We start from the raw sequence: 22,961 nt of genomic DNA, 5'->3' as shown, positions 1-22,961 counted from the left end.
TCGGTATTGTAAAAAGCATTTAAACAACAATACCGATGATGTTTTACCCTTAAAAAACCAAACTATGCATCATCTTCTCTTAATCATTCACCTTATTGCTGCCACCATCTGGGTAGGCGGGCACTTAGTTTTAGCTATCGGCTATATGCCTCGCGCATTGAAGTACAAAGATTTTAGCTACATCGGGAATTTTGAGAAAAAATATGAGCCTATAGGTATGCCTTCACTGCTTCTGTTAGTTATCACAGGTATCAGTATGGCTTATGATTATGATGCGGGGCTTAAATCTTGGTTTAGCTTCTCCAATTCTATCGAAACAGTGGTATCCTTAAAACTCTCCTGCCTGCTTCTCAGCGTTTGCTTTGCCATAAGTGCTCAGACGAGGGTGCTCCCCAAACTGAGAAAAGGGAACCTTAGCAAGCTCCCAGAAATGGCAGTACATATCACAAGCGTAACTCTTTTAGGCGTTACAATGGTTATCTTGGGGAGCTTCGTAAGGTATGGAGGGATTAGCTTTTAATCTAAAATGAAGAATTATTACTACTTCTTAGGTGTAGAGCCCGATGCTTCTGCGGACGATATAAGGCGAGCCTACCGAAAACTCTCACTGAAATATCACCCCGATAAGAATGACAACGACCCTTTCTTTGAAAAACGATTCAGGGAAATACAGGAAGCCTACGAAATCTTAACAGATGAAGAAAAACGGCTGCATTTTGACAGGGCTATTTCCGAGCAGACGAGAACTACGACCTATACTCTACCTCCTTCTATAAAAAATTTCAGTATTAATAAAGTAAGAGTTTCAAAAGGTGAGGAAATCATCATCTCGTGGCAAACCAACAATGCCGATACGGTGAAAATTCTACCTTTCGGGCTGGTAGCTCCCTACGGTGAGAAGAAAATAAAAATAACGGAGTTTAAAAATGGGAATTTTCATATCGTACTCCAAGCGATGAATACTGTTATCAGCAAATCAGCTGTGAAAGGGATTACCATTACCGAAGTCTCCGAATATAGCAGAGAAACGCAGCACTCCCCTATCAACCCAGCTTCACTTCCGAGCAGAAATACATCAAAAAAAATAAGGGCTCAACATCAATTCCTAAGAATATTCATTGCTCTTATCTTTATTTTAATCGCCTTATTCTTTATACTTCGAGGCTAAAAGGATTGATGCTCATCCTTCCTCATTTCTCTCTGCTCCTTACGAACCTTTAAATACTCCAAAAGCATAGCAGTGGATGTCAGCAAGAGGGAAAGACTCACCAAGACAGAGCCTATTATTGCCTTTACTTCCTGCTCGCCAGAACTCAATAAATAGCCTGTATTGAAAAGAGAAAGAATAAAGACAACCGCAGTCACAATTCCTATTCCTTTTATAAAATTCATTCTGCTCATAACTTTTTCTTTAATGCTCACAAATGTAATGATTTTGACTGAAGAGGGAAATATTACTTTCGGTTGTTTGCTCATTCAAAAAAATGTTTATCTTTGCGCGTCAAAAATTATTTAACAAGGGACGAGTTCCCACTTAAAACAATTATCATATGTCAGTAAAAATTAGATTACAAAGACACGGTAAAAAAGGAAAACCTTTTTATCACATCGTAGTTGCAGATTCAAGAGCGAAAAGAGATGGTAGATTCATCGAGAAGTTGGGTACTTACAACCCAATTACCAATCCTGCTACTATTGAACTGAATGTAGACTCAGCTGTAAAGTGGCTAAACCACGGTGCTCAGCCTACCGACACTGCGAGAGCTATCCTTTCTTACAAAGGAGTATTGTACAAGAAACACCTTCAAGGAGGTGTAGCAAAAGGTGCTTTTGATGAAGCTGAAGCTGAAAAGAGATTCAATGCTTGGTTAGAAGCAAAAGAAGCTAAAATCCAAGAAAAAGCAAACGGTTTAGTAAAAGCTAAACAAGATGCTAAGAAAGCTGCTTTGGAAGCTGAACAAAAAGTAAATGAAGCAAGACTTGCTGCAAAAGCTCAGGCAGAGGCTGCGGCTACTGAAAGTGCAGAAGAGGCAGTGGAAGAAGCTAATGAAGAAGTTTCTAACGAAGAATCTGCACCAGCAGAAGAAAACACAGAGGCTTAAAAAGTCTACCGTTTTTATGCGTAAAGAAGATTGCTATTTTTTAGGAAAAATCACGCGTAAGCACGGGCTACAGGGGAATGTAATCCTTAAACTGGATACTGACCAACCTGAGATTTACAATAAACTGGAATCAATATTCATTGAAATCAATGGACTATTGGTTCCATTTTTTATACAAAAAATTTCTTGGAGCAAGCAGGATTCTCTCAACATCCTCTTTAAAAATGCTACCGATCAGCTCGCAGAGCAGGTTATAGGGAAAGAGGTATATCTCCCCCTCTCCACACTGCCTAAATTAGAAGGCAAGAAGTTCTACTACCACGAAATTATCCACTTTAAGATATGGGATAATAAAGGTAATCTCTATGGGGAAATCCAATCTGTAAATGACCAAACAGCACAGCATTATTTCATCCTCAACCTTGATGGCAAGGAAGTCATCATCCCTATTATTAAAGACTGGATTCTGGAAGTAAACAGAGAAGAGAAATTCATCAAAATGGAGCTCCCAGAAGGTCTCTTGGAAGTCTTCTTAGCAGAATCTAAAAACGATGAGGCTTAATCCTCACCGCTGTTTTATCCCCCTCACATTAGCGGATATCACTTGGGAAAATCAGATAATGTTTCTCGGTTTTCTGAGTAATGGCAGAAAGTAATATTGGGTTTTCTGAATTTTGTAAATGAATTTTAGAGCCGTCCTTCTCCAAGAGATAAATCGGCTGTTTTTCCACATTGTACGGCAGTAGGGTTCTGCTGATATCATCTACCAAAAGCTCTCCATTTTCTATATTGAAGCATTGATTTGCCGCTGATATTTTCTCATCAATACAATCTTTACTAAAAGGTTTTAATGAGAGGACGACCTTCGGAAGTCGCCTTTGCATAATGGCCTTGCAGAGAAAGGAAAGCACAAAATCATCTGTATGCTGCCAAGACTTTATCGCCTGATATACATCTGTATCATCCAACTGTGTAAATCGGGAAATATCCTCAGTAGAAGGCTCCTGAAACTCCTCCTTTCGGTAGAGGAAGTACCTGAGATTTTCTGATACCTCCAGCTCGTGCCCTGTAGCAGCAAGAGCCTTTGCTCGGGAAAGGATTTTGGTGAGCATCACCTCACATAGAACCGCCGTTTTATGGTAGTACACCTGCCAATACATAAACATCCGTGCCGTAAGGAAATTCTCGATAGACTGCACACCTTTGGCATCAATGACCAACTCATCTTCGGCTACATTCATCATAGAAATAATGCGCTGAGTATTGATATTCCCTTCGGAAACCCCAGTATAGAAGCTGTCTCTGCGGAGATAATCCAACCTGTCTACATCCAGCTGAGAAGAGATAAGCTGATTAAAAAACTTCCGCTTATACCTCCCTTGGAACATCTCTATCGCCACCGATAGCTCACCACCAAACTCCTCATTAAGCCTTTCCATCAGAAGCAGTGAGATTTTCTCGTGATGAAGCCCATTCATCACCTTGCTTTCCAAAGCGTGAGAGAAAGGTCCGTGCCCAATATCGTGAAGTAAAATAGCGAGCATTACCGATTTTTCCTCTTCCTTAGAGACCTCTACCCCTTTCAGTCTAAGGGTTTCCAAAGCAGTAAACATTAGGTGCATAGCCCCTAGAGCGTGATGAAACCGCGTATGTACCGCCCCTGGAAAGGTAAGGCTGAGAAGCCCGGTCTGCGAAATGCGCCTCAGCCGCTGGAAATACGGATGCTCTATAATATCAAAAATAATTTCGTGGGGGATTTTTACCGCTCCATACACAGGGTCGTTGATGAATTTAAGGTTATGATACATCGGCTTGAAAAAAAAATAATGACAAATATAGGGCTTATGGCTTTAAGCAATAAGCAGCAGGCAGTAAGCTTTTGGCAAATAGCAATTAGCTAATAGCCAGCAGCCAACTGCTAATTATCATTTTAATAAAAAAACACACTGTTTTTTATCAATTTCCAGGTTATTAACCGCGTTTTCCTGGTTCCTAACCAGGTCGACGGGCTTTTTAACCGGGTCAGCGGGGTTTTTGACCGGGTCGGCGGGCTTTTTAACCTAAAAAATAGGGTCTCTGACCTAAACGACGGGCTTTTTTTCAATAATTGCCTGCCACGCTATGGCTAAGTGCCCGACCGGCTACGGTCTAAGTGTGCCCCACACAGTGGGCGGTTACGGTGGGGAAAACCTTATCTTTGCAAAATGATAACAGCAGAACAGTTAAAACTCGCGCAGTCCCGAATAGAGGATTTATATAAATATCTTCAAATAGATAAAAAGAAGATTGAAATTGCTAATGATGATGAAAAAACCGCTGCACCAGAGTTTTGGGACAACCCAAAAGAGGCAGAATCTTTCCTAAAGCAGCTCCGCTCCAAAAAGAAATGGGTAGATGATTATGAGGAAATCTTCCACTCGTTTGAGGATATACAGGTGCTTGCTGACTTCGCTAAGGAAGACCCAGACTCCGAGCGGGAACTCGATGAGAGCTTCCCCCTGCTCATTGAAAAAATAGAAAACCTTGAGTTTAAGAATATGCTTTCCAATGAAGGCGATGAGCTTTCTGCCGTACTTCAGATTACGGCGGGTGCTGGCGGTACGGAATCTTGCGACTGGGCATCTATGCTGATGAGAATGTACACAATGTGGGCAGAAAAGCAAGGCTACAAAATACGAGAGCTCAACTATCAGGAGGGAGATGTGGCGGGCATCAAGACCGTTACCCTCGAGATTGATGGCGAGTATGCCTTCGGATACTTAAAAGGCGAAAACGGCGTGCACAGGCTGGTGAGAATCTCCCCATTTGACAGCAATGCCAAGCGGCATACGAGCTTCGTTTCGGTCTATGTATACCCTCTTGTAGATGATACGATTGAAATTAACATTAACCCTGCGGACATCAGTTTCGAGACGATGAGAGCCTCAGGTGCCGGCGGGCAGAATGTAAATAAAGTAGAGACTGCCGTAAGGCTTAGGCACTCACCTACGGGCATTATTATTGAAAACTCCGAGAGCCGTTCTCAGCTTCAAAACAAGGAAAAGGCGCTTCAGCTCCTCAAATCTCGTCTCTATGAAATAGAGCTTGAAGAAAGGATGAAAGCCCGAAACGAAATCGAAGCCAATAAAATGAAAATTGAATGGGGCAGCCAGATACGAAACTATGTAATGCACCCTTACAAACTCGTAAAAGATGTTCGTTCTGCCTACGAAACCTCCGATGTAGATTCGGTGATGAATGGAAACATTACCCCCTTTCTGAAAGCCTTTCTAATGGCAGACGGCACTGCGGTGTCTAATGATGATTTTGACTTGTAAAACCTTAAAACAATATAAGGCATTACTAACTTCATCTATTTTTGTGGTTTAGCTAAATAAACTGCACCAAATGTCAAGTATCAAATAAGATTAAAGCTGTTAGGGATATAAAGTAAGAAAAGTTCTTTGGCAAGATTCAAGAGAAAAAGAAAAAAGCTACTCAAAGTCAAAAACGATAGTAGAATTTTTTTAAAAACTTTTAGTTATAATCTCTACAGTCTTTTACTTTTATATTTTCAAGGAGACTTAGTTTGCCTTCAAATTCAATATATACACACTTAAAAATCCCCTCATTACAATTATTTTCAGATTCTTTGAAATCTCCATCCTCTGCAGTTATTTTAATATTTTGTCCACTGATTTCATAATTATTTTCTGTAAATACTAACTCATCCAGTAGAATTTTTTTACCATTAATATTTATTATTCCTGTATTTGCTTTTGTATCAAAAACTATAATTGTTTTTCCGCCTTGGCTGAAGATTGTTTTTCCTTCACTTCCATTTAGTTCTATGCTATCCAATTGTATTGTATCATTCATTTCCAATGAATCTATCAATGGAGAACTTTCGGTTCTAATTTCTTTTTTACATCCTATGCTTACCAATAATACAAGTCCTAATACCAGCTTTTTCATAATTTTAAATTTCGGTAAAAATAACCAAAACTTCAATATTATGGAAATTCTTTTAACCATTATAATAGACCTTTAGTTTATCAAAAAATCATATTTATGATAAAAATCATAATTCCTAATCTGTTAATACTTTATAATTATTTTTTTCCTATTTAAAATCTTGATATTTTTAAATATATGTATTAAAATATTATTTTGGCATTATTATTGTTTAATTTGTTTTATTATTTATTACATATGTAGAAAAAAAATCTTTTAGTAATATATAAAAAAAGTTTATATTTGCTCTACTTTTAATAAGAAAATTAAAATTCTAAACAATGAAAAAATTATTTTTAACAGGTGCTTTGGCACTTTTCGGAATGATGAGCGTAAATGCTCAAAAAGCATTATCAGAAGGTAGCTGGGTTGTAGAAGCTAATACTGGTTTCGGTCAGTTTAGTCCAGCACAAACAGGAGTTGCATTAAAAAGTTCAAATGGCAATACAGCATTTAGGATTGGTGCAGAAGCTGGTTATTTTGTAATCGAAAACTTAGCGATTAAAGCTGGCTTAGGGTATACTTCTGAGGGAAACTCTCAAAATACCTTCAATTACAAACTTGGTCTTAAGTATTATGTTATCGGGCAAATCCCATTACAAGTAGACTTTAATGGAGCTTCTTCAGATGGTAATAGTGCTAATGCAGTAGGCTTACAAGGAGGTTATGCTTGGTTTGTAGCACCAAATGTATCTTTAGAACCAGGTATCAGATATGATATCGGTTTCAAAGAAGGCCAAAAAGGAGTATTTAGTGGAAACCTTGGTTTTGCTATCCATTTTTAATAAAGTAAAATTTAACAGTAAATAAAATTTTTTAAAACAATGAAAAAGTTATTTTTAACGGGTGCGTTAGCACTTTTCGCAGCAGTAAATGCTCAGGAGTACAAAGCTGGTGCAGGTGATGTAACTGTAGATTTCGGTCTTTCTGGTGGTTTGGGTAATACAGCAGTATCCCTTCCAGCAGCAGGTTTAGATGCAGGTGCAGTATTTAAAGCAAGATACTTTAACTCAGAACAATGGGCTTACAGAGGAATCTTGAATGTAAATAGCACAAGCACTACTGATAAATCTGCAAGTGTACCTAATGTTTCTGATAACAAGCAAACAAAATCTAATTTAGGTTTAGAATTAGGTCTTGGTGTTGAAAGACACTTTACAGGTACTGATAGATTAGATACCTATGTAGGTGGTGATATCTTGGTAGGTTTTAATAGCCAAAAAGTTACTACTGAAGTTAACTCCCTTACTAATACTGATAAAAGTAAAAACGAAGTTAAAGGTCCTAATGCTTTCAACTTTGGTGTAAGAGGTGTATTTGGTGCAGATTACTATTTTGCTAAGAGAGTTTACCTTGGTGTAGAAGGAGGTCTTGCTGTGAAGTTTGGATCTAGAGGAGAGACTAAAACTTCATCTTCTGCAACTGTAGGTGGTGTTACTACTAATACAGAATCTTCTACTAAAGGTGGTAGCTCTTTCGGAATTACTCCTTCTGTAGTTGCAGGTATTAGATTAGGTTATGCTTTCTAATTAAATTAGGAAAAGAGTTAATAAATAATTTTAATACAAGAAACCCTCTCTTAAAATTAAGAGAGGGTTTTGTTTTATTTAGTTATTATGTATAGGGCTAATTCTCAAATAAAAGCCTTTCGCCTTTTTTCTCTTGAGAGATAAGTCCATTTTCATAAGCAAGATGTCCATTTACAAAAGTATGAGTTACTTTGGAACTTAGTTCCATACCTTCTAATGGAGACCAGCCACATTTATACAAGAGATTTTCTTTGCTCACTACCCATTTTTCATTAAAATCCACAAGCACTAAATCAGCCTTATACCCTTCCCTGATAAAGCCTCTTTTTTCAATTTTAAAAATTATAGCGGGGTTATGTGCCATTTTTTCTACAATTTTCTCTAAGGAGATTTTTCCTGTATGATAATTTTCCAGCATTACTAAAAGAGAATGACCCACCAATGGTGCCCCTGATGGACATTGAGTGTAGGGTTTTTGCTTCTCTTCCCAGGTATGTGGAGCATGGTCGGTAGCGATTACATCTATTCTATCATCCAATAAGGCTTTCCAGAGCCCGTCTTTATCTTTTTGAGTTTTTACTGCAGGGTTCCATTTGATAAGGCTACCCTTAGTCTCATAATCCTCATTAGTAAAGGTAAGATGGTGCACACAAACCTCTGCGGTAATCTTTTTATCTTTTAGGGGAATATCATTTCTGAAAAGAGAGGTTTCTCTCGCTGTGGAAAGGTGAAATATATGAAGTCTTGCTCCTGTTTTCTTTGCGAGTTCTACTGCTTTTGATGAGGAAATCCAGCAGGCTTCCTCACTGCGGATAAGGTGATGAAACTTTACAGGAATATCATCTCCGTACTGTTCTTTATAGGTATGAGTATTATTTCGTATAGTAGCTTCGTCCTCACAATGAACCGCAATGAGCATCTTTGTCTTGCGAAATATATTTTCCAGCGTCTCTGGATTATCTACTAACATATTTCCTGTGGAAGAGCCGAGAAATAGCTTTATTCCAGGCACATTCCTCGGATTGGTTTTGAGGACTTCATCCAGATTGTCATTTGTACCACCCATCATAAAACCATAGTTGGCAAAGGATTTTTCAGCAGCGATATCGTATTTCAGTTGTAAAAGCTCCTGAGTTACGGCATTGGGCACTGTATTGGGCTGGTCTATGAAAGTGGTTACTCCTCCTGCTATGGCAGCACGGCTCTCGCTCTCTATATCGCCTTTGTAGGTAAGCCCAGGCTCTCGGAAATGCACCTGATCATCAATTATCCCAGGCAGAAGGTATTTCCCTTCTGCATTGATGATCTTATCCACTCCTTTTTCGGAGATATGTTCAGAAATTTTAGCGATGAAATCATTTTCAATAAGTACATCTGACTGAAAAATTTGATTCTCATTAACGATTTTAGCATTCTTTATCAGTGTTTTCATTTTATACTTTTTAGCCTTGTAAAAGTAGGAATTTTATTCTAATCTCTCATACCAACCCGCTAAGGACAGTCCAATATAATCGGAGTGTTCGTTGGACAATAATTATCTATCATAAAAAAACAAACACCTTACTGGCTATAGTGTAGGGAAGTCCATCAGCTGGAAGCCGTATATTTGTGTTCTGAAAAAAAGTAAGACATATATGAACCAGTGTTTAATCAATTGCAGGGGTAGGCTTATTGATTTATCTCATCCTAAGATGATGGGGATTCTCAATATCACCCCAGATTCCTTTTCAGATGGTGGATTGTTTAATAATGAATACGCCGCGATAAAGCAGGTAGAGAAAATGCTTTCTAAGGGAGCCGAAATCATAGACATAGGCGCACAATCTACCCGCCCCAATGCACAAAAGCTCTCTGCGAAGCAGGAAATAGACCGGCTGGGGAGCATTATCTCAAAGCTGAAAAAGGAATTCCCACAAATCCTAATTTCACTCGACACTTTTTATGGCAAAGTAGTCAAGTTTGGATATGATGAGGGGATAGATATCATCAACGACATCTCTGCGGGTCAGTTTGATGAAGAGATGCTCCCCGCAGTGGCACAAACGGGGCTTCCTTACATCTTAATGCACATTAATCCAAGCTATGAAACAATGCACGAAAAGCTCATCACAGGGGATATCATCCTCGAGATTAATCGATTTTTCTCAGAGAAGGTTGGCGAACTAAGACAAAAGTTTGGGATTAAAGACATCATCCTCGATCCAGGTTTTGGTTTCGGTAAAACCATAGAGCAGCAGCATCAAATGCTCGATGAGCTCAGCTATATCGGCTTCGGGGGCTTACCAATGCTCATCGGTATTTCGAGAAAATCATTTATTTATAAGCCACTGGGCAAATCTCCTTTGGAAATAGAACAAGAGGTAGAAGCTTTACACCAAAAAGCATTGCAAAAGGGGGCTAAAATCATCAGAAAACACTATTAAAAACCTAAAAACAGCCTCTACTAAAATAATATATTATCCTTGTACAATAATATTATTTTATTATTTTTAGAATATTCAAGTCTCTTATTATCAATAAAAAGACAATAGTTTTCATTTTTATCTATCACAGCAATAAATAATAACAATTGTAATAAGTGTGATTTATAGAAACTGATGATTTACATTTGCAACATCAAAAATAGAGTTATGCCATTTGAGTTACCAAATTTGAGCTATAATTATGATGCTTTGGAACCAGCAATTGATGCTAAGACAATGGAAATACACCATACAAAACATCATAAGGCCTATGTAGATAATTTAAATGCAGCTATTAAAGATACCGAACTGGAAGGGATTACATTAGAGGAAATATGCAGAGAAGGTTCTCATATTCCAGCGGTAAGAAATAATGGTGGTGGGCATTTTAACCACTCTCTGTTTTGGGAAATATTAACCCCTGGTGGGAGTAAAGAGCCTGTTGGAAAAGTAAAAGAAGCTATTGAGGCTTACGGAGGCTTTGAGAAGTTTAAAACTGACTTTGAGAATGCCGCAAAAACCAGATTCGGCTCAGGATGGGCTTGGTTGTGTAAGCAAAATGACAGCTCTCTGATAGTTTGCTCCACGGCGAATCAAGACAATACCTTGATGCCAGAGGTAGGATGCAGCGGAACCCCTATTTTAGGGCTTGATGTATGGGAACACGCCTATTATCTGAATTATCAGAACAGAAGACCAGATTATATTGAGGCATTTTTTAGTGTCATCAATTGGGATAAAGTAGAGAATCTTTATAATAAATAGTAATTTTTCATTTAAATTGAGTGGAATCCATAGCCGAATTTTTTGGCTGTGGATTTTTTATTTCACTTTTACAACATTTCCCTTAGCTTTGCCCTCAATATCATAAAATCTAAGAAAGATGAACCATAAATTAATCCTAATCCTATGGATAATGAGCTTCGGGAAGCTATTTTCTCAAGAAATCAACTACAATTTCCCAAAATTAAAGTCATCGATAAATATGCCCGTGCGTGTTCCGCTCTCCGAACTTATGAACATTGCAAACAGCTCAGTAACAGGGCTCATATTCTCAGATGATTCAAGGGTGGATAATAATAATGACCAGCTGAGAATCAAAGTATGGAAAACCAACCCCATAAAAATAACCTCCGGCGCAAAGCAAAACTTCCTGATAGAAGTCCCGATAAAGATCTGGATAGAAAAAGGCATCGGTACACTCGGCGTTTATACCTATCAAGAGACCACTTTTGAGACCGTAATGCACTTTAATACCAGCATCAACTTTAATCCCAACTGGACCATCTCTACCCAAACCACAAGCAAGGGCTTTAAGTGGGTGAGCAAACCCGTCCTCGATTACGGGCAGGTGAAAATCCCCATCACCCCTCTTGTGGAAAGCAAATTACGCACAGAACAGCAGAAATTCTGTGCTACAATGGACAAGGAACTCTCCTCAAAACTCAATTTCCAAGAGATGGTAGTCTCCGCGTGGAACCTATTCTCCGAGCCCTTCCTCATTTCAGAAGACTTCCATACTTGGCTGAAGATCAGTCCAACAAAAATCAGCGTAACGCCTCTTGTTTTCTACAAAGACGCCCTTGATTTCAGTATAGGAGTAGAGATTTTCTCCGAAACCCTCACAGGGGCAAAGCCCAAAGCCTCCGCACTAAGAACCGCAGCTCCCGCTTTTAGTAAGGCAGAGGTGCTCCCGACCAACTTCCTCCTGCAAACCACTGCCAGCATCCCCTATTCGGAAGCAACGAGAATGGCAATGGAGATGTTTGATGAGAAGGAGTTCGATTTCCGAGATTCGAAGCATAAAGTACAGATAAAAGACATCAAAGTATATGGGAAGGACGGTCAGGTAGTCCTTGAAGCTACTACCGAAGGCGCTGTAAATGGCGTCAGCATCATCACGGGAACGCCCGTATATGATGCTCAGAAGAGAAAAATTGTGCTGAGAGAGACCCACTTCAAGCTGAGAACCCAAAACATCCTCCACAAAGCAGCATCGCTCTTGTTCAAAAACAAAATCACACGAATGATAGAAGAAGACTACGGAATCCCTACTGCCGAGCTCGAAAACTACTCCCGAAAAAGTACCGAACAAGCCTTTAATAAAGACTATTACAAAGGGGTAAAGCTCTCGGGAAGAGTTACTTCTCTCGCGCCGCAGAAGATACTTGTAGGAGTGCACGGGCTCACTGCCATTATAGATATGCAAGCCTCCGTGCGGCTTATGCTGGCAGGAAATTAATCCCAACCCTCCCCCTTTCTCTTTCAGGATGGGGATTTTTCTTGCCCTTATCCCGATATTTAATCTTCAAATCTGATACTTTAAGCCCCAAAAAATAGTAATATATATAAAAATAGAACTAAATTAACCAAAAATATAAGTTGGCAACAAACGAGTATAACTATTTTGACCAAAAATATAAGTTGGCAACAAACGAGTATAACTATTTTGACCAAAAATATAAGTTAGCAACAAACGAGTATAACTATTTTGACCAAAAATATAAGTTAGCAACAAACGAGTATAACTATTTTGACTAAAAATATAAGTTATCAACAAACGAGTATAACTATTTTGACTAAAAATATAAGTTGGCAACAAACAAGTATAACTATTTTGACCACGGATATAAGTTTATAATAAATTTTCATACATTTGTATCATAAAATTGAGGAGAGGGGCTTAGAATTTTTCCAAAATGTGGGGGAAAGGCATTATCTCTCCTAAAATATCAAGCTGAATAACACTAAATACATATAAATATGGTAGTTTATATTAAGAATATGGTCTGCGAGAGGTGCATTAGAGCCGTGAAGCGGATTTTTGAGGAGAAAAACATCTCCGTAGGGAGGGTTTCTTTGGGGGAAGTCTATGTTCTAAGCTCCGTATCTAAAGAGATGATAAAAGAATTAGACCTTGAGCTGAGAAAAGAGGGTTTTCAGATACTTATACGGGAAAAAGACAGGCTACTAGAAGCGATAAAGACTGCGATACGGGAGAAAATAGCCTCGCTCGATGTAGAGGAGGGGATTATTATCTCGGATTTCGTGCGAGAGGTTACGAATAAGAAATATAGAGATATGGCGCGGCTCTTTTTGGAGAACGAAAAGATAAGCATACGGTATTATTTTATTCGCCACAGGCTAGAAAAAGCAAAGGAGCTCCTCACCTACGAGGAATACAGCAATACACAGATAGCTGCGATGCTCGGGTACAAATCTGTGCAGCACCTTTCTAAACAAATGAAGGATTATACAGGGCTCTCGCCGAGAGAATTTAGAAAGAGGAGGGAGAAGGAAATAACCCTACTGGATAGGATTTAGTAAAGTTGATAGGGAGTAATATTGTGGCTTAACTCTTGGGACATCCTTCTCCTCCCCGATAATACCTAAAAACAATATATTGAAGAGAGTGTTGTTTTACTTTTCTAATGCAACATTTTTTATTTAGAATTTTTTAATACATATATTTTGGTAATTGAAATAATTTATTTAGATTTGGAACGATTTATTAAAAATAAAAAAAATGGACAAAAAAATCATTTCAATTTTAGCTATTTTATTAGCTTTAGTTTCTCAGGAATGTACAGGATATGTAGGATTTTAATAATATTATTTATTAATTATATTATATTTTTATATGAAAAACAGAATCTTTAAAGTAAGTATTATACCAATATTTTATATAATCACAGGGATTATATTTTTTGGTAACCAAGACTCAATGCTCATTGTATTTTCGTCTTTTATAGCTTTAGCCTATCATTATCTTATTGATAATAACAAAAGTTTGAAAGAAAATTTGATTGAAACCAGTGGAGGAATTATAACTCTTTTTATTATTGGAGCTTTTTTTAAGGAAACAGATAGAATGTTAGTTGTAAAATATATTTCAATAGTTTTAGTCTTATTTTTTACAGTCTTTTTTCTAAAAAAGAAATACTACACAACAAATAAAGGTATAACCCCATAAAGAAAGTCTTTATTTTGGGACAAACTCATAAAATAAACCTCTGCCCAGGGCAGAGGTTTATTTGTATTGTAAGGTGTTTCTCTCTTATACGAAAGGCAATTTTACCACCGTAGCCTTTAAATGTTTGTTGCGCACCTGTATAAAGATTTCCGAGCTGGGCTTTGAGAACTCGGTAGGCACATAGGCGAGCCCAATTCCTATTTTTTTCATCGGCGAGGAGGTTCCAGAGGTTACCGTACCGATGACTTTTCCTTCGGAATCTACTACTTCGTAGCCGTGGCGGGGCACTCCTTTTTCCAGCAGCTCAAACCCAACCAATTTCCTTGTAACGCCTTCTTCCTTCTGCTTTGCAAAGACTTCCCTATTGATGAAATCTCCTTTCTGCAGCTTGGTTATCCAGCCCAGTCCAGCTTCCATCGGCGAGGTAGAGTCGTCTATATCATTCCCATAGAGGCAGAAGCCTTTTTCTAACCTGAGGGTATCTCTCGCCCCGAGCCCGCAAGGGATAAGCCCCTCTTCTTTTCCCGCAAGGGAGATGGCATCCCAGAGTTTTTCGGCATATTGATTTTCAAAATAGATTTCAAAGCCTCCGCTCCCTGTGTATCCTGTGTTGGATATGATGACATTAGGGATTTCATTCACCACTCCCACCGAGAAATGGTAGTAGGGGATTTCGGAGAGGTTTACTGGCGTCAGTTTTTGGAGGACTTGGAGGGCAAGCGGCCCTTGAATAGCGATGAGGGAGGTCTCATCGGAGAGGTTGGTCATCTTTGCTCCAAATTTCTCATTGTATTTAGAGATATGCGCCCAGTCTTTCTCGATATTCGAGGCGTTTACGACCACGAAATACTTCTCGTCATTCATTTTATAGATGATGAGGTCATCTACGATGCCTCCGCTTCCGTTGGGCAGGCAGGAGTACTGTGCCTTACCGTCGGTGAGGAGGGCGATATCGTTTGTGGTTACATATTGCAGGAGGTTTTTTGCCTCTGCACCTTCGATGAGGAACTGCCCCATATGAGAGACATCGAACATCCCTGCTCTTTCTCTTACGGCGAAGTGCTCGTCGGTTACGCTTGTGTATTGCACGGGCATTTCAAAGCCCGCGAAAGGCACCATCTTGGCTCCGAGGGAGCAGTGCTTGTCAAAAAGTGCTGTTTTCTTCATTGCTTACTTTTATGTATTGATTATTTAATTTTATTCTTTAACAAAAACTGTTGGAACTCGTTTAAAATGATTTTAAACCATTCGGTAAATTGTTCTGGCGACTGGGAGATTTCCTCGCTCAGCCTGTCAAGGGAAACAAACCTAAGCTCGGAGACTTCGGCAGGGTTTGGGGAAAAGGGGCCATTGTACTCACCCACGAAAACTGTGTCTAATTCGTGCTCCCACAAGCCTCCTCCTACTTCGGCTTTGTAGATAAAGTGGAATTTCTTCTCTACTTCTGTGCTGATGCCTAGCTCTTCCTTCATTCGGCGGATTGCGGCGTCTTTGTAGGTTTCGCCTTCTCTCGGGTGCGAGCATACGGCATTCGTCCAGAGGTTGGGCGAGTGGTATTTGGTGCTCGCTCGCCTTTGGAGGAGCATTTCTCCATCGGAATTAAAAATGAAGACAGAGAAGGCACGGTGCAAAAGTCCTTTGCGATGGGCTTCTTGCTTCTCCATCAGCCCTTGAACTTCGTCCTGAGGATTTACTAAGATTACAAACTCTGTCATTGGATAAGATTTAGGGTTGGGGATGAGTATCGCTGCCTCTGTCGCTTGCTTTTCCAAAGACTAATTTGATGATTACAGGCAGTGTGGTAACCAATACAAGACCGATGACGATAATTTCCAAGTGTTTTTTCAAGTCGAGCCCGAACTGGTCTTCCAAAAGGCGCTGTAAATAATGCCCAGCATAGACGAGAAGGAATGCCCAGAGGACTCCCCCGATGATATTATCGCGGAAGAACTTCTTTTTATCCATCTTGACAATCCCCGCAACGATGGGCGTAAAAGTACGGACAATCGGGAGGAAGCGGGCGAGGATAATTGCCATAGAACCGTGCTTCTCGAAGAAGTCGTGCGCTTGGTACAGATATTTTTTCTTGAAAAGCAAGGAATCTTCTCTCTTGTAGAGAGCAGGTCCTGTTTTATAACCGAAATAGTAACCTACCTCATTGCCAATGATAGCCGCCAGTGCGATAAAAAAAGCTAAAATAGAAGTGTCTAAAAAATCATTCCCGAAAGAGCCAAATGTCTCTTCAATAATAGTCTTTGCATATATACCAGAGATGAATAGCAGACTGTCGCCAGGAAGGAAAAACCCTACAAATAAACCCGTTTCTGCAAAAATGATAAATAACACTAACCAAAAACCACCGAGTTTTATGTAAAATTCTGGGTTTAACAAGTCTTTCCAACTCTCAAAATGTTCCATTCAATAAAGTCTTTGAGCAAAAGTAAGGATAATTTTAATATTAGAGGATATTGAGAAGGTAGAGCAAGCCTACGCTCAGCATATTCTTGCTTGTATTGGGCGTCTGCTCCCTGTAGGTAGAGTGGAATTTGTATGAATTATTACTGAAATGGGTAAATATCTTGAAGTTCTGGCTCTCAAAAGGTTTAAACTCCAAACCGATAAGGTTAATATAATGATGAGAGAGGTGGCGCTCCATAGATTCAGATCTGCTGTTGATACGCTCTGCAATGGTTTTCCCTGTTATAAAGATTTTAGGCGTGAGGGCATAATCCACACGAAGTACCGCCGCCTGATGCTGGATGTTCCGAGCATAAACAGGCTGATAATTGATATCCTGAGCGAGGTTGTAGGCATTTAATACAGGAGAGATAAGGTTGGAGTAATCTACCGCTGCATTGGTTTGATGGAGGTCTAAGTACATATCAAAATTTCCAAAGGTAAAACGGTTCCCGAGAGAGAGGCTTACATTAGTTTTGCCTTCCGCTACCTGAGAAACGCCCGCAGAATAATAAGTTCTGAATCTATTATCCCAGAAATCTCCTTTCCAGATGATGTTGGCACCAAGGGGAAGCTTAGCGGCTTTTAAAGCATTAACACTATAACCTGTGGTTTTGTGGAGCTTGCTAAAAGTATTGTTACTGGTATTATAAACCTCCAATTGAAGCTGATGGTTTGCATTGAAGGCATACGAAAGCCTCGTACCGAAAGCAAAGAGATTGAGTTGCTGATTAAGATAATCCGAGTATTGGTATTCAAATACAGGGTTGATATCCGCCTCCCACGAGCCTGTGGATACGAAATGCTTCCCTGCCATAATTGACCACTGTTTTTCCTTCCCGAAGAGGTATTCTACATAAGCAAAATCCAATGAGGCGGGGGCATTATCGAGTGTATTGGGCTCTTGCGCTCTGTTGAGCCTAAACCTTAGGTTGTATTTTATGTCAGGATTCACTTTCCCGATGAATTGCAGTCGGCTTTCGTTTAATTTAAAGCCCGCCTGATTGTTTTCTCCCTCTGGGACTTCCAAAGAGGAACGAAATACGAGGTTAATATCAAGGTTATTGAGCAGATAATCTGCTTTTGTTTCCTCTGTCTGCGCACTTATAGCATTTGCCAGAGCTATTCCTATAATTAAAATATATTTTCTCATTGTTTTTAACTATCTATATATTATACTCTATTCGTTATTTAGCTTTAAAAACAAAAGTTTCAAAGAATTTTCTACTATCATTTTTTACTTTGAGTAACTTTTCCTTTTCTCTTAAATCTTACCAAATGATGCCTTATCCTACTATTAAGTCTCTCTACTGTAAAGGTTTCTGCTTTTGATTTTATGTGTCTTTCACTGCAAATTAACCCTGAATAAAGAACTTATACCAGCATATAAGTCTTATAATCCTGCATTTTTATTTTGCCAGAATCTCTCAGTAGGATGAGATGCTCGAGGACCTCCTCTCGATTACCGTTACTGATGGCAATACATAGCTCATCTAAGGTAAGAGGCCTGCTCGCTAAGGCATTGAGAATATCTTTTTGGGGGCTACCCTTGATATTATTCTGAAATCGGTTGCTACAATAGGAGCAGTTGCCACAATCCTGAGCATTTCTCTCACCGAAGTACTGTAAAATCAGCCTCATTTTGCAGAAGGAGATATCGGTAATGAAGAATTTCATCTCTTCCCACTTTCGGACTTTATTCTTTTGGATTGTAGAGAAGGTTTTATAGTATTTCCCAAACAAAAGCCTCTCATCTCTTGGGGTGAGGAATTTAATGCTCGCCTGCCCGCCATCTATATATTCCATATAGCCTTTGTTTTTCATCTTGCTGAGGCGCTTTTTTATCAGATGAAGTGGAGATTCTAGCTTTTCGGAGAGGATTTCCTCATCAAAATGTACTTTCTGAGCCGTAAAACCTATAATATTCCGTAGCAGAAGCTCAATGAAATAGGCATCTTCCTCTGGCAAGAGCTCTATCTGGTCGTAAGGAATAAGCAGCTCGATGGATGAGCGATTCTTTTGCTCCCTGAGGTAAATCACTTCTTGAATATGAAGAAAATTGAGGACAGATTTTAGTTTTGTTTTCCCAATTGCCGTCAGTTTAAGCAATTTTTCAAGGCTAAACTGAAATTCTTTCTCCACCTTTTGCTGCTCAGCAATACCAAACATTGAGTAGAGGTAAGAAATAATCTTCTGGTACTCTTCCTTAGAGGTGTATTGGCTCCTCAGTATCTTATCTACCTTCAGCAAGTCCTGCTTGTCCCAAAGCAAGTGGGCAAAGCTCTCGGCTCCGTCTCTCCCCGCCCTTCCGATTTCTTGGTAATAATTCTCGATGGACTGAGATGGCGAAAGATGAATGATGAAATAGACATTCTCCTTATCTATCCCCATCCCAAAAGCATTGGTAGAGATCAGGACATTCAGGCTGCTTCTCTGCCACCAGTTTTGCTTCTTTATTCGCTCATCTTTGGGCAGCCCTGCGTGGTAATAATCTACATTTGTCAATCCTCTTGATTGGAGATATTGGGATAATTCCTCTGCCTCTCTCCTCGTTCGGGTATAGATAAGCCCTGAGGTGCGGTTCATATTCAAATAATGATAGATATGAGGATATTTATCCGAGATTTCTAATACATTAATATGAATATTCTCCCTTCTAAAGCCTTTTTTAAAGATTTGAGGAGCTTTTAGTGCTAATTTATCTACAATCTCGGTGAGAACTCTCGGGGTGGCTGTTGCCGTAAGTGCGATACAAGGCAAATGATAATACTGCTCCCTGAACATTTTAATGTTTCTATAGCTCGGGCGGAAGTCCTGCCCCCATTCGGAGACGCAATGTGCCTCATCTACCGCAATAAAAGAGAGCTGGATATCTTGAGTTTCCATTAAAAACCTTTGATTGCTCAATCTTTCAGGGGAGATGTAGAGCAATTTTGTAACGCCCTCCTTCGCTCTGGAATACACGAGGTCTTCCTCTACCGTATCCAAATCAGATGAGAGGTAATCTGCCTCTATACCTATGGAATTGAGCTGCTCAACCTGGTCCTTCATCAATGCTAAAAGCGGAGAAACCACAAGGCATACGCCCTCGCTGAGCAATGCAGGAAGCTGATAGCAGAGCGACTTACCCCCTCCTGTAGGGAGAAGTGCTACGGTATCCTTGCCTGATAAGATGCTATCAATAATCCCCTCCTGAGGCGCTCTAAATTCGGTATAGCCCCAAAACTCCTTAAGCGTTTGGTATTTCAGATCCCTCAAATTCTCTGCTGATATCATACAGGCGTAAAGATAGAACAAAATAATTAAAACAAATCGGAAGTAGAATATTCTACTTCCGATTCAGTATTTTCAAAGTTTAATTTTAAAAACTATTTAGCCTCAAAGTAAACTCTTCTATTTGCTTCATTTTTCCATTCAGGGCACTTAGTAGCTGGGTCGCACTCAGGATATTTAAGGTCATTTTTACCTCTACCCTCTGCTATTAGCATTGAAGTACTCACCCCTCTATCTACTAAATATTTTACTACTGCTTTTGCTCTTCTTTGAGAAAGTGCCAAGTTATATTTAGCAGAGCCTCTAGTATCTGTAGCACCGATAACTAAGAACCTATCATTAGAATTTAAAGTCTTGATGATATCCGCTGCTTTATTCAGTCTATCAAATGAAACAGGTCTAATTTTATCACTGTTAAGCTCAAACTCTATACCTTCAAAGTGCTTATTAACTTCGCTTACTACTGCCTTGGTGTTTATTTTAACTTCTGGCTTAGGCTCTAGTGGACAACCTTGATTTTCTACAGGTCCTGGAACAGTCACACACTTATCATAAAGGTCAATTACACCATCCAAGTCAGCATCTAAAGCTACACCAGCACCATCAACTCTTGCACCTGCAGGTGTATCAAGTTGTCTATCCCAGTCATCACATACTCCATCATTATCCTGATCTCCTTTTTTACAAACTTCAATATCTTGATTTTTATTTGCCAAGTTATCAAGTTTGGAATAAACCTCTTGGAAAGGATCATGCCAGAATAAATGAGATTGGTGTTTTCCAATTTTATAAGTTACACCTGCTGTAATATTAAAGAAATTATCTGAAATTTGCTCTTCAGTCATATTAATATTACTGTATGGCTGACCTCCACCATCAAATTCATCTGTACCTGTAACTACATACATCACTCTACCTTCTACATCAAATCTTCTTGAGATTTTATATTTAACTCCGGTACCAGCCTGTATAAATAATGAACTCAAATTAAAAGGTTTAACCTCAGAGGTTAAATCTGTTCCGTTCATATCTTCCAAATAAGCTCTATAGGCTAATGTACCAAAGCCAAAGTAACCGTGAATAGCCCACTTATATGTAGAGTGATTATCTACCCTTCTAAGTAAATTTGAAAAATTTAAATCTCCAATAAGTGAGATCGCATCATACTGAGTTAAAGCTCCAACCTCCTTAGCACTGCTTGGGTTATGTTTTTTAGTGTGGAACCAACCTTGTCTTGTTTCTCCTCTGTCATACTGAAGTTTAAGGCCAAAGGAATGAGTGATTGCTTTATCTACACTTAAATAAAAGGAGTATCCAAAAACATTTTTACCATTTCCATTTTTAATTGATGTTAAGTCTGCAGACTGAACAAGTGGAACTCCCACCCCTGCAGAAACAGACCAATCATTAAATCTTTTTGATTCTTGAGTAAACTTGGAAACATTAGAAGAGCCTGATGTAAAAGTATTAGGAAAAACTCCATTAGCTTCTGTTGCTACTGTACTTTGAGCTAATATAACAGTTGGTAAAGCTAATGCCAATGCAACACTTGTACAATTTAGTTTCATTATATTTGATTTTTTATGTTAAACTAATTAAATTATTTTTTTTGAGGAATTTCAGTACCTAGGGGACAGCCTTTATTTTCTGGAACACCTGGAACTGTTACACATTTATCATAGAGATCGATTACACCATCCAAGTCAATATCTAATGCTACACCTGCACCATCAACTCTTGCCCAAAAAGGAGTATCAAGCTGTCTATCCCAATCATCACATACCCCATCTCTGTCTTTATCTCCTTTTTCACATACATATACCTCACCGATCTTATTTTCTAAAAGAGCTGTTCTATAATACACATCCTGCAAAGGATCAAACCAAGCCAAATGAGTATTATGTTTACCCAATTTAGCAGATACCCCTATATTTACAGTAAAATAATTATCGGATGTATTTTTCTTGATATAGTTATATGGATTATCTGCCTGTCTAGGTGTACCTAGTACCAAACCTGATTGCTCACCTCCCCCATCAAACTCATCATCACCCGTAATAACATATATTGCTCTTGCTTCTAAATCTAATCTTCTTGAAAGATTATATTTTACACCTACCCCTGTTTGAAAGAAGAAAGATGCAAAATCAAAATCCTGCTCTAATGAAAATGGGTTATTCCACCTTTTAGAGCTATCTTCCAAATAGGTTTTATAACTCATTAATCCTATACCTGCATAACCGTGCAAAGCCCATTTATAAGCAGAATTATTATCTACCCTTCTTAAAAGGTTTGTTAAGTTAATATCTCCAAGCAAACTGATTTGGTTATATTTTGACCAAGCCTTAGCTACTCCATATTCTTCTTTTAAAAGAGCTTTTTGATTAGTTTTACCTGTCTGATATTGCAAACTCAAACCAAAAGTATGAGTAATTTGCTTATCTACACTTAAATAAGCATTCCAACCAAAATCTATTTTACCATCATAAAAAGAGGTAAGGTCACCATAAGACATTAATGCCGTACCTCCACCAGCAGAGATAGCCCAATCATTAAATGATCGGGATTGATTGGTAAATTTACTCACATTTGCTGAACCTGAAGAAAATGTATTAGGATACTCTTCTTTTTTTACTTGATCAGCAGTCTTTTCCTGTGCATAAAATGCTATTGGTAAAGATATAGCCAATAATAAACTTAGTTTCATAATCTATGTTTTACAAAAATTTATAAGATTATTTAATATTTCTTTTGAAAACTGTCTTTCTTCTAAATGTTTTTTATGTGGTATTGAGAGTTTATTACACTCAAAATGCAAACCCTCGATTTTCACAATATCAATATCAATAACTCTATCTCTGTATTCTCCTTCATAAAAGGATGAGTCAAACTCCCTTCCCATCTTCTGCTCTACCTTTTTAATCACTCTTAATAGTTCAATAGGAGATAAAATTGTATTTACTGAGGCTGCAATATTACAAAAAATATTAGAACTCACAAACTCTACGGGTTCCGAGTACAAAAAATTAGAAATCTGTAATACCTTACCAATCTGTAATTTAATCTCAGATAAGGCTTCTTCTAGATTTTTTTTTTGATCTCCAAGGTTACTTCCCAGTAACAAAATAACAGTTCTGTGCAACATATTGGCAAAATTAAGATTAATATACCT

General features: G+C 38.6%; 24 protein-coding genes. 12 read left to right on the top strand and 12 right to left on the bottom strand.

Annotation, left to right across the window (positions count from 1 at the left end; translation table 11 throughout):
- The first annotated feature begins 64 nt into the window (after positions 1–64).
- On the top strand, positions 65–520 hold the full coding sequence (locus tag D8991_RS02370) for a copper resistance protein CopD (protein ID WP_120488592.1): 456 nt from the start codon (positions 65–67) through the stop codon (positions 518–520).
- A gap of 6 nt (positions 521–526) precedes the next feature.
- The gene (locus tag D8991_RS02365; RefSeq protein ID WP_120488591.1) at positions 527–1,168 is read left to right on the top strand and encodes a J domain-containing protein; all 642 of its coding nucleotides are present in this window, start codon (positions 527–529) and stop codon (positions 1,166–1,168) included.
- On the opposite strand, the gene D8991_RS02360 is transcribed toward D8991_RS02365, so the two are convergent.
- A complete protein-coding gene (locus D8991_RS02360) occupies positions 1,165–1,401 on the bottom strand; it encodes a hypothetical protein (protein ID WP_221407564.1) in 237 nt (78 codons plus the stop codon). The genes D8991_RS02365 and D8991_RS02360 overlap by 4 nt on opposite strands.
- Before the next feature lie 149 nt (positions 1,402–1,550).
- Here D8991_RS02360 and D8991_RS02355 point away from each other — a divergent pair, with 149 nt between their 5' ends.
- Positions 1,551–2,102, top strand: a complete 552-nt coding sequence (locus tag D8991_RS02355; RefSeq protein ID WP_120488589.1) for a 30S ribosomal protein S16 — start codon at positions 1,551–1,553, stop codon at positions 2,100–2,102.
- Between the two features lie 16 nt (positions 2,103–2,118).
- The gene (rimM, locus tag D8991_RS02350; RefSeq protein WP_120488588.1) at positions 2,119–2,664 is read left to right on the top strand and encodes a ribosome maturation factor RimM; all 546 of its coding nucleotides are present in this window, start codon (positions 2,119–2,121) and stop codon (positions 2,662–2,664) included.
- Positions 2,665–2,692: 28 nt separating this feature from the next.
- Here the strand turns inward: rimM and D8991_RS02345 are convergent, their stop codons facing one another.
- A complete protein-coding gene (locus D8991_RS02345; protein ID WP_120488587.1) occupies positions 2,693–3,910 on the bottom strand; it encodes an HD domain-containing protein in 1,218 nt (405 codons plus the stop codon).
- A gap of 396 nt (positions 3,911–4,306) precedes the next feature.
- Between D8991_RS02345 and prfB the strand changes: the two genes are divergently transcribed.
- On the top strand, positions 4,307–5,419 hold the full coding sequence (prfB, locus tag D8991_RS02340) for a peptide chain release factor 2 (protein ID WP_120488586.1): 1,113 nt from the start codon (positions 4,307–4,309) through the stop codon (positions 5,417–5,419).
- Positions 5,420–5,618: 199 nt separating this feature from the next.
- On the opposite strand, the gene D8991_RS02335 is transcribed toward prfB, so the two are convergent.
- Complete coding sequence (locus tag D8991_RS02335; protein WP_120488585.1) at positions 5,619–6,056, bottom strand: hypothetical protein; 438 nt, start codon at positions 6,054–6,056, stop codon at positions 5,619–5,621.
- A gap of 320 nt (positions 6,057–6,376) precedes the next feature.
- On the opposite strand from D8991_RS02335, the gene D8991_RS02330 reads away from it, so the two are divergent.
- Positions 6,377–6,880, top strand: coding sequence for a hypothetical protein (locus D8991_RS02330; RefSeq protein ID WP_120488584.1), 504 nt, complete (start codon positions 6,377–6,379; stop codon positions 6,878–6,880).
- A 39-nt stretch (positions 6,881–6,919) separates the two neighbouring features.
- Entirely contained in the window at positions 6,920–7,624 is a 705-nt protein-coding gene (locus D8991_RS02325; protein WP_120488583.1) for a hypothetical protein, read from the top strand.
- A 97-nt stretch (positions 7,625–7,721) separates the two neighbouring features.
- On the opposite strand, the gene D8991_RS02320 is transcribed toward D8991_RS02325, so the two are convergent.
- Positions 7,722–9,056, bottom strand: a complete 1,335-nt coding sequence (locus tag D8991_RS02320; protein WP_120488582.1) for a dihydroorotase — start codon at positions 9,054–9,056, stop codon at positions 7,722–7,724.
- Between the two features lie 202 nt (positions 9,057–9,258).
- Here D8991_RS02320 and folP point away from each other — a divergent pair, with 202 nt between their 5' ends.
- The 5 genes from folP (at position 9,259) to D8991_RS02295 (ending at position 14,059) form a co-directional block, all read left to right on the top strand.
- Complete coding sequence (folP, locus tag D8991_RS02315) at positions 9,259–10,047, top strand: dihydropteroate synthase (RefSeq protein WP_245957166.1); 789 nt, start codon at positions 9,259–9,261, stop codon at positions 10,045–10,047.
- 207 nt (positions 10,048–10,254) lie between these two features.
- Positions 10,255–10,851, top strand: a complete 597-nt coding sequence (locus D8991_RS02310; RefSeq protein WP_120488581.1) for a superoxide dismutase — start codon at positions 10,255–10,257, stop codon at positions 10,849–10,851.
- Between the two features lie 118 nt (positions 10,852–10,969).
- Entirely contained in the window at positions 10,970–12,328 is a 1,359-nt protein-coding gene (locus D8991_RS02305) for a DUF4403 family protein (RefSeq protein ID WP_120488580.1), read from the top strand.
- Between the two features lie 521 nt (positions 12,329–12,849).
- Entirely contained in the window at positions 12,850–13,410 is a 561-nt protein-coding gene (locus D8991_RS02300; protein WP_120488579.1) for a helix-turn-helix domain-containing protein, read from the top strand.
- Between the two features lie 316 nt (positions 13,411–13,726).
- Positions 13,727–14,059: a hypothetical protein gene (locus D8991_RS02295; protein ID WP_120488578.1), complete on the top strand. Its 333-nt coding sequence runs from the start codon at positions 13,727–13,729 to the stop codon at positions 14,057–14,059.
- A gap of 84 nt (positions 14,060–14,143) precedes the next feature.
- Here the strand turns inward: D8991_RS02295 and gcvT are convergent, their stop codons facing one another.
- The 8 genes from gcvT to folK all read right to left on the bottom strand — a co-directional run bounded on the left by gcvT (position 14,144) and on the right by folK (position 22,934).
- On the bottom strand, positions 14,144–15,226 hold the full coding sequence (gene gcvT / locus D8991_RS02290; protein WP_120488577.1) for a glycine cleavage system aminomethyltransferase GcvT: 1,083 nt from the start codon (positions 15,224–15,226) through the stop codon (positions 14,144–14,146).
- A 20-nt stretch (positions 15,227–15,246) separates the two neighbouring features.
- Positions 15,247–15,774, bottom strand: coding sequence for an isopentenyl-diphosphate Delta-isomerase (gene idi, locus D8991_RS02285; protein WP_120488576.1), 528 nt, complete (start codon positions 15,772–15,774; stop codon positions 15,247–15,249).
- A 10-nt stretch (positions 15,775–15,784) separates the two neighbouring features.
- Entirely contained in the window at positions 15,785–16,477 is a 693-nt protein-coding gene (locus tag D8991_RS02280; protein ID WP_120488575.1) for a DedA family protein, read from the bottom strand.
- Positions 16,478–16,517: 40 nt separating this feature from the next.
- Positions 16,518–17,669: a porin gene (locus D8991_RS02275; protein ID WP_120488574.1), complete on the bottom strand. Its 1,152-nt coding sequence runs from the start codon at positions 17,667–17,669 to the stop codon at positions 16,518–16,520.
- Positions 17,670–17,890: 221 nt separating this feature from the next.
- On the bottom strand, positions 17,891–19,792 hold the full coding sequence (locus tag D8991_RS02270; protein ID WP_120488573.1) for a RecQ family ATP-dependent DNA helicase: 1,902 nt from the start codon (positions 19,790–19,792) through the stop codon (positions 17,891–17,893).
- 92 nt (positions 19,793–19,884) lie between these two features.
- Positions 19,885–21,357, bottom strand: coding sequence for an OmpA family protein (locus D8991_RS02265; RefSeq protein WP_120488572.1), 1,473 nt, complete (start codon positions 21,355–21,357; stop codon positions 19,885–19,887).
- Positions 21,358–21,389: 32 nt separating this feature from the next.
- Positions 21,390–22,496, bottom strand: a complete 1,107-nt coding sequence (locus D8991_RS02260; protein WP_120488571.1) for an OmpA family protein — start codon at positions 22,494–22,496, stop codon at positions 21,390–21,392.
- A gap of 3 nt (positions 22,497–22,499) precedes the next feature.
- Positions 22,500–22,934: a 2-amino-4-hydroxy-6-hydroxymethyldihydropteridine diphosphokinase gene (folK, locus tag D8991_RS02255; protein ID WP_120488570.1), complete on the bottom strand. Its 435-nt coding sequence runs from the start codon at positions 22,932–22,934 to the stop codon at positions 22,500–22,502.
- Positions 22,935–22,961: the final 27 nt, after the last annotated feature.

It is taken from the genome of Bergeyella cardium, from assembly GCF_003614945.1.
In the GTDB taxonomy this organism is placed as follows: Bacteria; Bacteroidota; Bacteroidia; order Flavobacteriales; family Weeksellaceae; genus Bergeyella_A; species Bergeyella_A cardium.
The sequence above is the reverse complement of the archived record's forward strand: the minus strand, read 5'-3'. Positions and strand labels throughout refer to the sequence as shown.

Bases quoted from the DNA above. Each gene is read 5' to 3' on its own strand.
- D8991_RS02325 (WP_120488583.1), top strand. From the start codon at position 6,920: ATGAAAAAGTTATTTTTAACGGGTGCGTTAGCACTTTTCGCAGCAGTA.
- D8991_RS02270 (WP_120488573.1), bottom strand. From the start codon at position 19,792: ATGATATCAGCAGAGAATTTGAGGGATCTGAAATACCAAACGCTTAAG.
- rimM (WP_120488588.1), top strand. From the start codon at position 2,119: ATGCGTAAAGAAGATTGCTATTTTTTAGGAAAAATCACGCGTAAGCAC.
- D8991_RS02260 (WP_120488571.1), bottom strand. From the start codon at position 22,496: ATGAAACTAAGTTTATTATTGGCTATATCTTTACCAATAGCATTTTAT.
- folK (WP_120488570.1), bottom strand. From the start codon at position 22,934: ATGTTGCACAGAACTGTTATTTTGTTACTGGGAAGTAACCTTGGAGAT.
- D8991_RS02330 (WP_120488584.1), top strand. From the start codon at position 6,377: ATGAAAAAATTATTTTTAACAGGTGCTTTGGCACTTTTCGGAATGATG.
- D8991_RS02275 (WP_120488574.1), bottom strand. From the start codon at position 17,669: ATGAGAAAATATATTTTAATTATAGGAATAGCTCTGGCAAATGCTATA.
- prfB (WP_120488586.1), top strand. From the start codon at position 4,307: ATGATAACAGCAGAACAGTTAAAACTCGCGCAGTCCCGAATAGAGGAT.
- gcvT (WP_120488577.1), bottom strand. From the start codon at position 15,226: ATGAAGAAAACAGCACTTTTTGACAAGCACTGCTCCCTCGGAGCCAAG.
- D8991_RS02305 (WP_120488580.1), top strand. From the start codon at position 10,970: ATGAACCATAAATTAATCCTAATCCTATGGATAATGAGCTTCGGGAAG.
- D8991_RS02345 (WP_120488587.1), bottom strand. From the start codon at position 3,910: ATGTATCATAACCTTAAATTCATCAACGACCCTGTGTATGGAGCGGTA.
- D8991_RS02295 (WP_120488578.1), top strand. From the start codon at position 13,727: ATGAAAAACAGAATCTTTAAAGTAAGTATTATACCAATATTTTATATA.
- D8991_RS02265 (WP_120488572.1), bottom strand. From the start codon at position 21,357: ATGAAACTAAATTGTACAAGTGTTGCATTGGCATTAGCTTTACCAACT.
- D8991_RS02310 (WP_120488581.1), top strand. From the start codon at position 10,255: ATGCCATTTGAGTTACCAAATTTGAGCTATAATTATGATGCTTTGGAA.
- D8991_RS02355 (WP_120488589.1), top strand. From the start codon at position 1,551: ATGTCAGTAAAAATTAGATTACAAAGACACGGTAAAAAAGGAAAACCT.
- folP (WP_245957166.1), top strand. From the start codon at position 9,259: ATGAACCAGTGTTTAATCAATTGCAGGGGTAGGCTTATTGATTTATCT.
- D8991_RS02280 (WP_120488575.1), bottom strand. From the start codon at position 16,477: ATGGAACATTTTGAGAGTTGGAAAGACTTGTTAAACCCAGAATTTTAC.
- idi (WP_120488576.1), bottom strand. From the start codon at position 15,774: ATGACAGAGTTTGTAATCTTAGTAAATCCTCAGGACGAAGTTCAAGGG.
- D8991_RS02360 (WP_221407564.1), bottom strand. From the start codon at position 1,401: ATGAGCAGAATGAATTTTATAAAAGGAATAGGAATTGTGACTGCGGTT.
- D8991_RS02320 (WP_120488582.1), bottom strand. From the start codon at position 9,056: ATGAAAACACTGATAAAGAATGCTAAAATCGTTAATGAGAATCAAATT.
- D8991_RS02335 (WP_120488585.1), bottom strand. From the start codon at position 6,056: ATGAAAAAGCTGGTATTAGGACTTGTATTATTGGTAAGCATAGGATGT.
- D8991_RS02365 (WP_120488591.1), top strand. From the start codon at position 527: ATGAAGAATTATTACTACTTCTTAGGTGTAGAGCCCGATGCTTCTGCG.
- D8991_RS02370 (WP_120488592.1), top strand. From the start codon at position 65: ATGCATCATCTTCTCTTAATCATTCACCTTATTGCTGCCACCATCTGG.
- D8991_RS02300 (WP_120488579.1), top strand. From the start codon at position 12,850: ATGGTAGTTTATATTAAGAATATGGTCTGCGAGAGGTGCATTAGAGCC.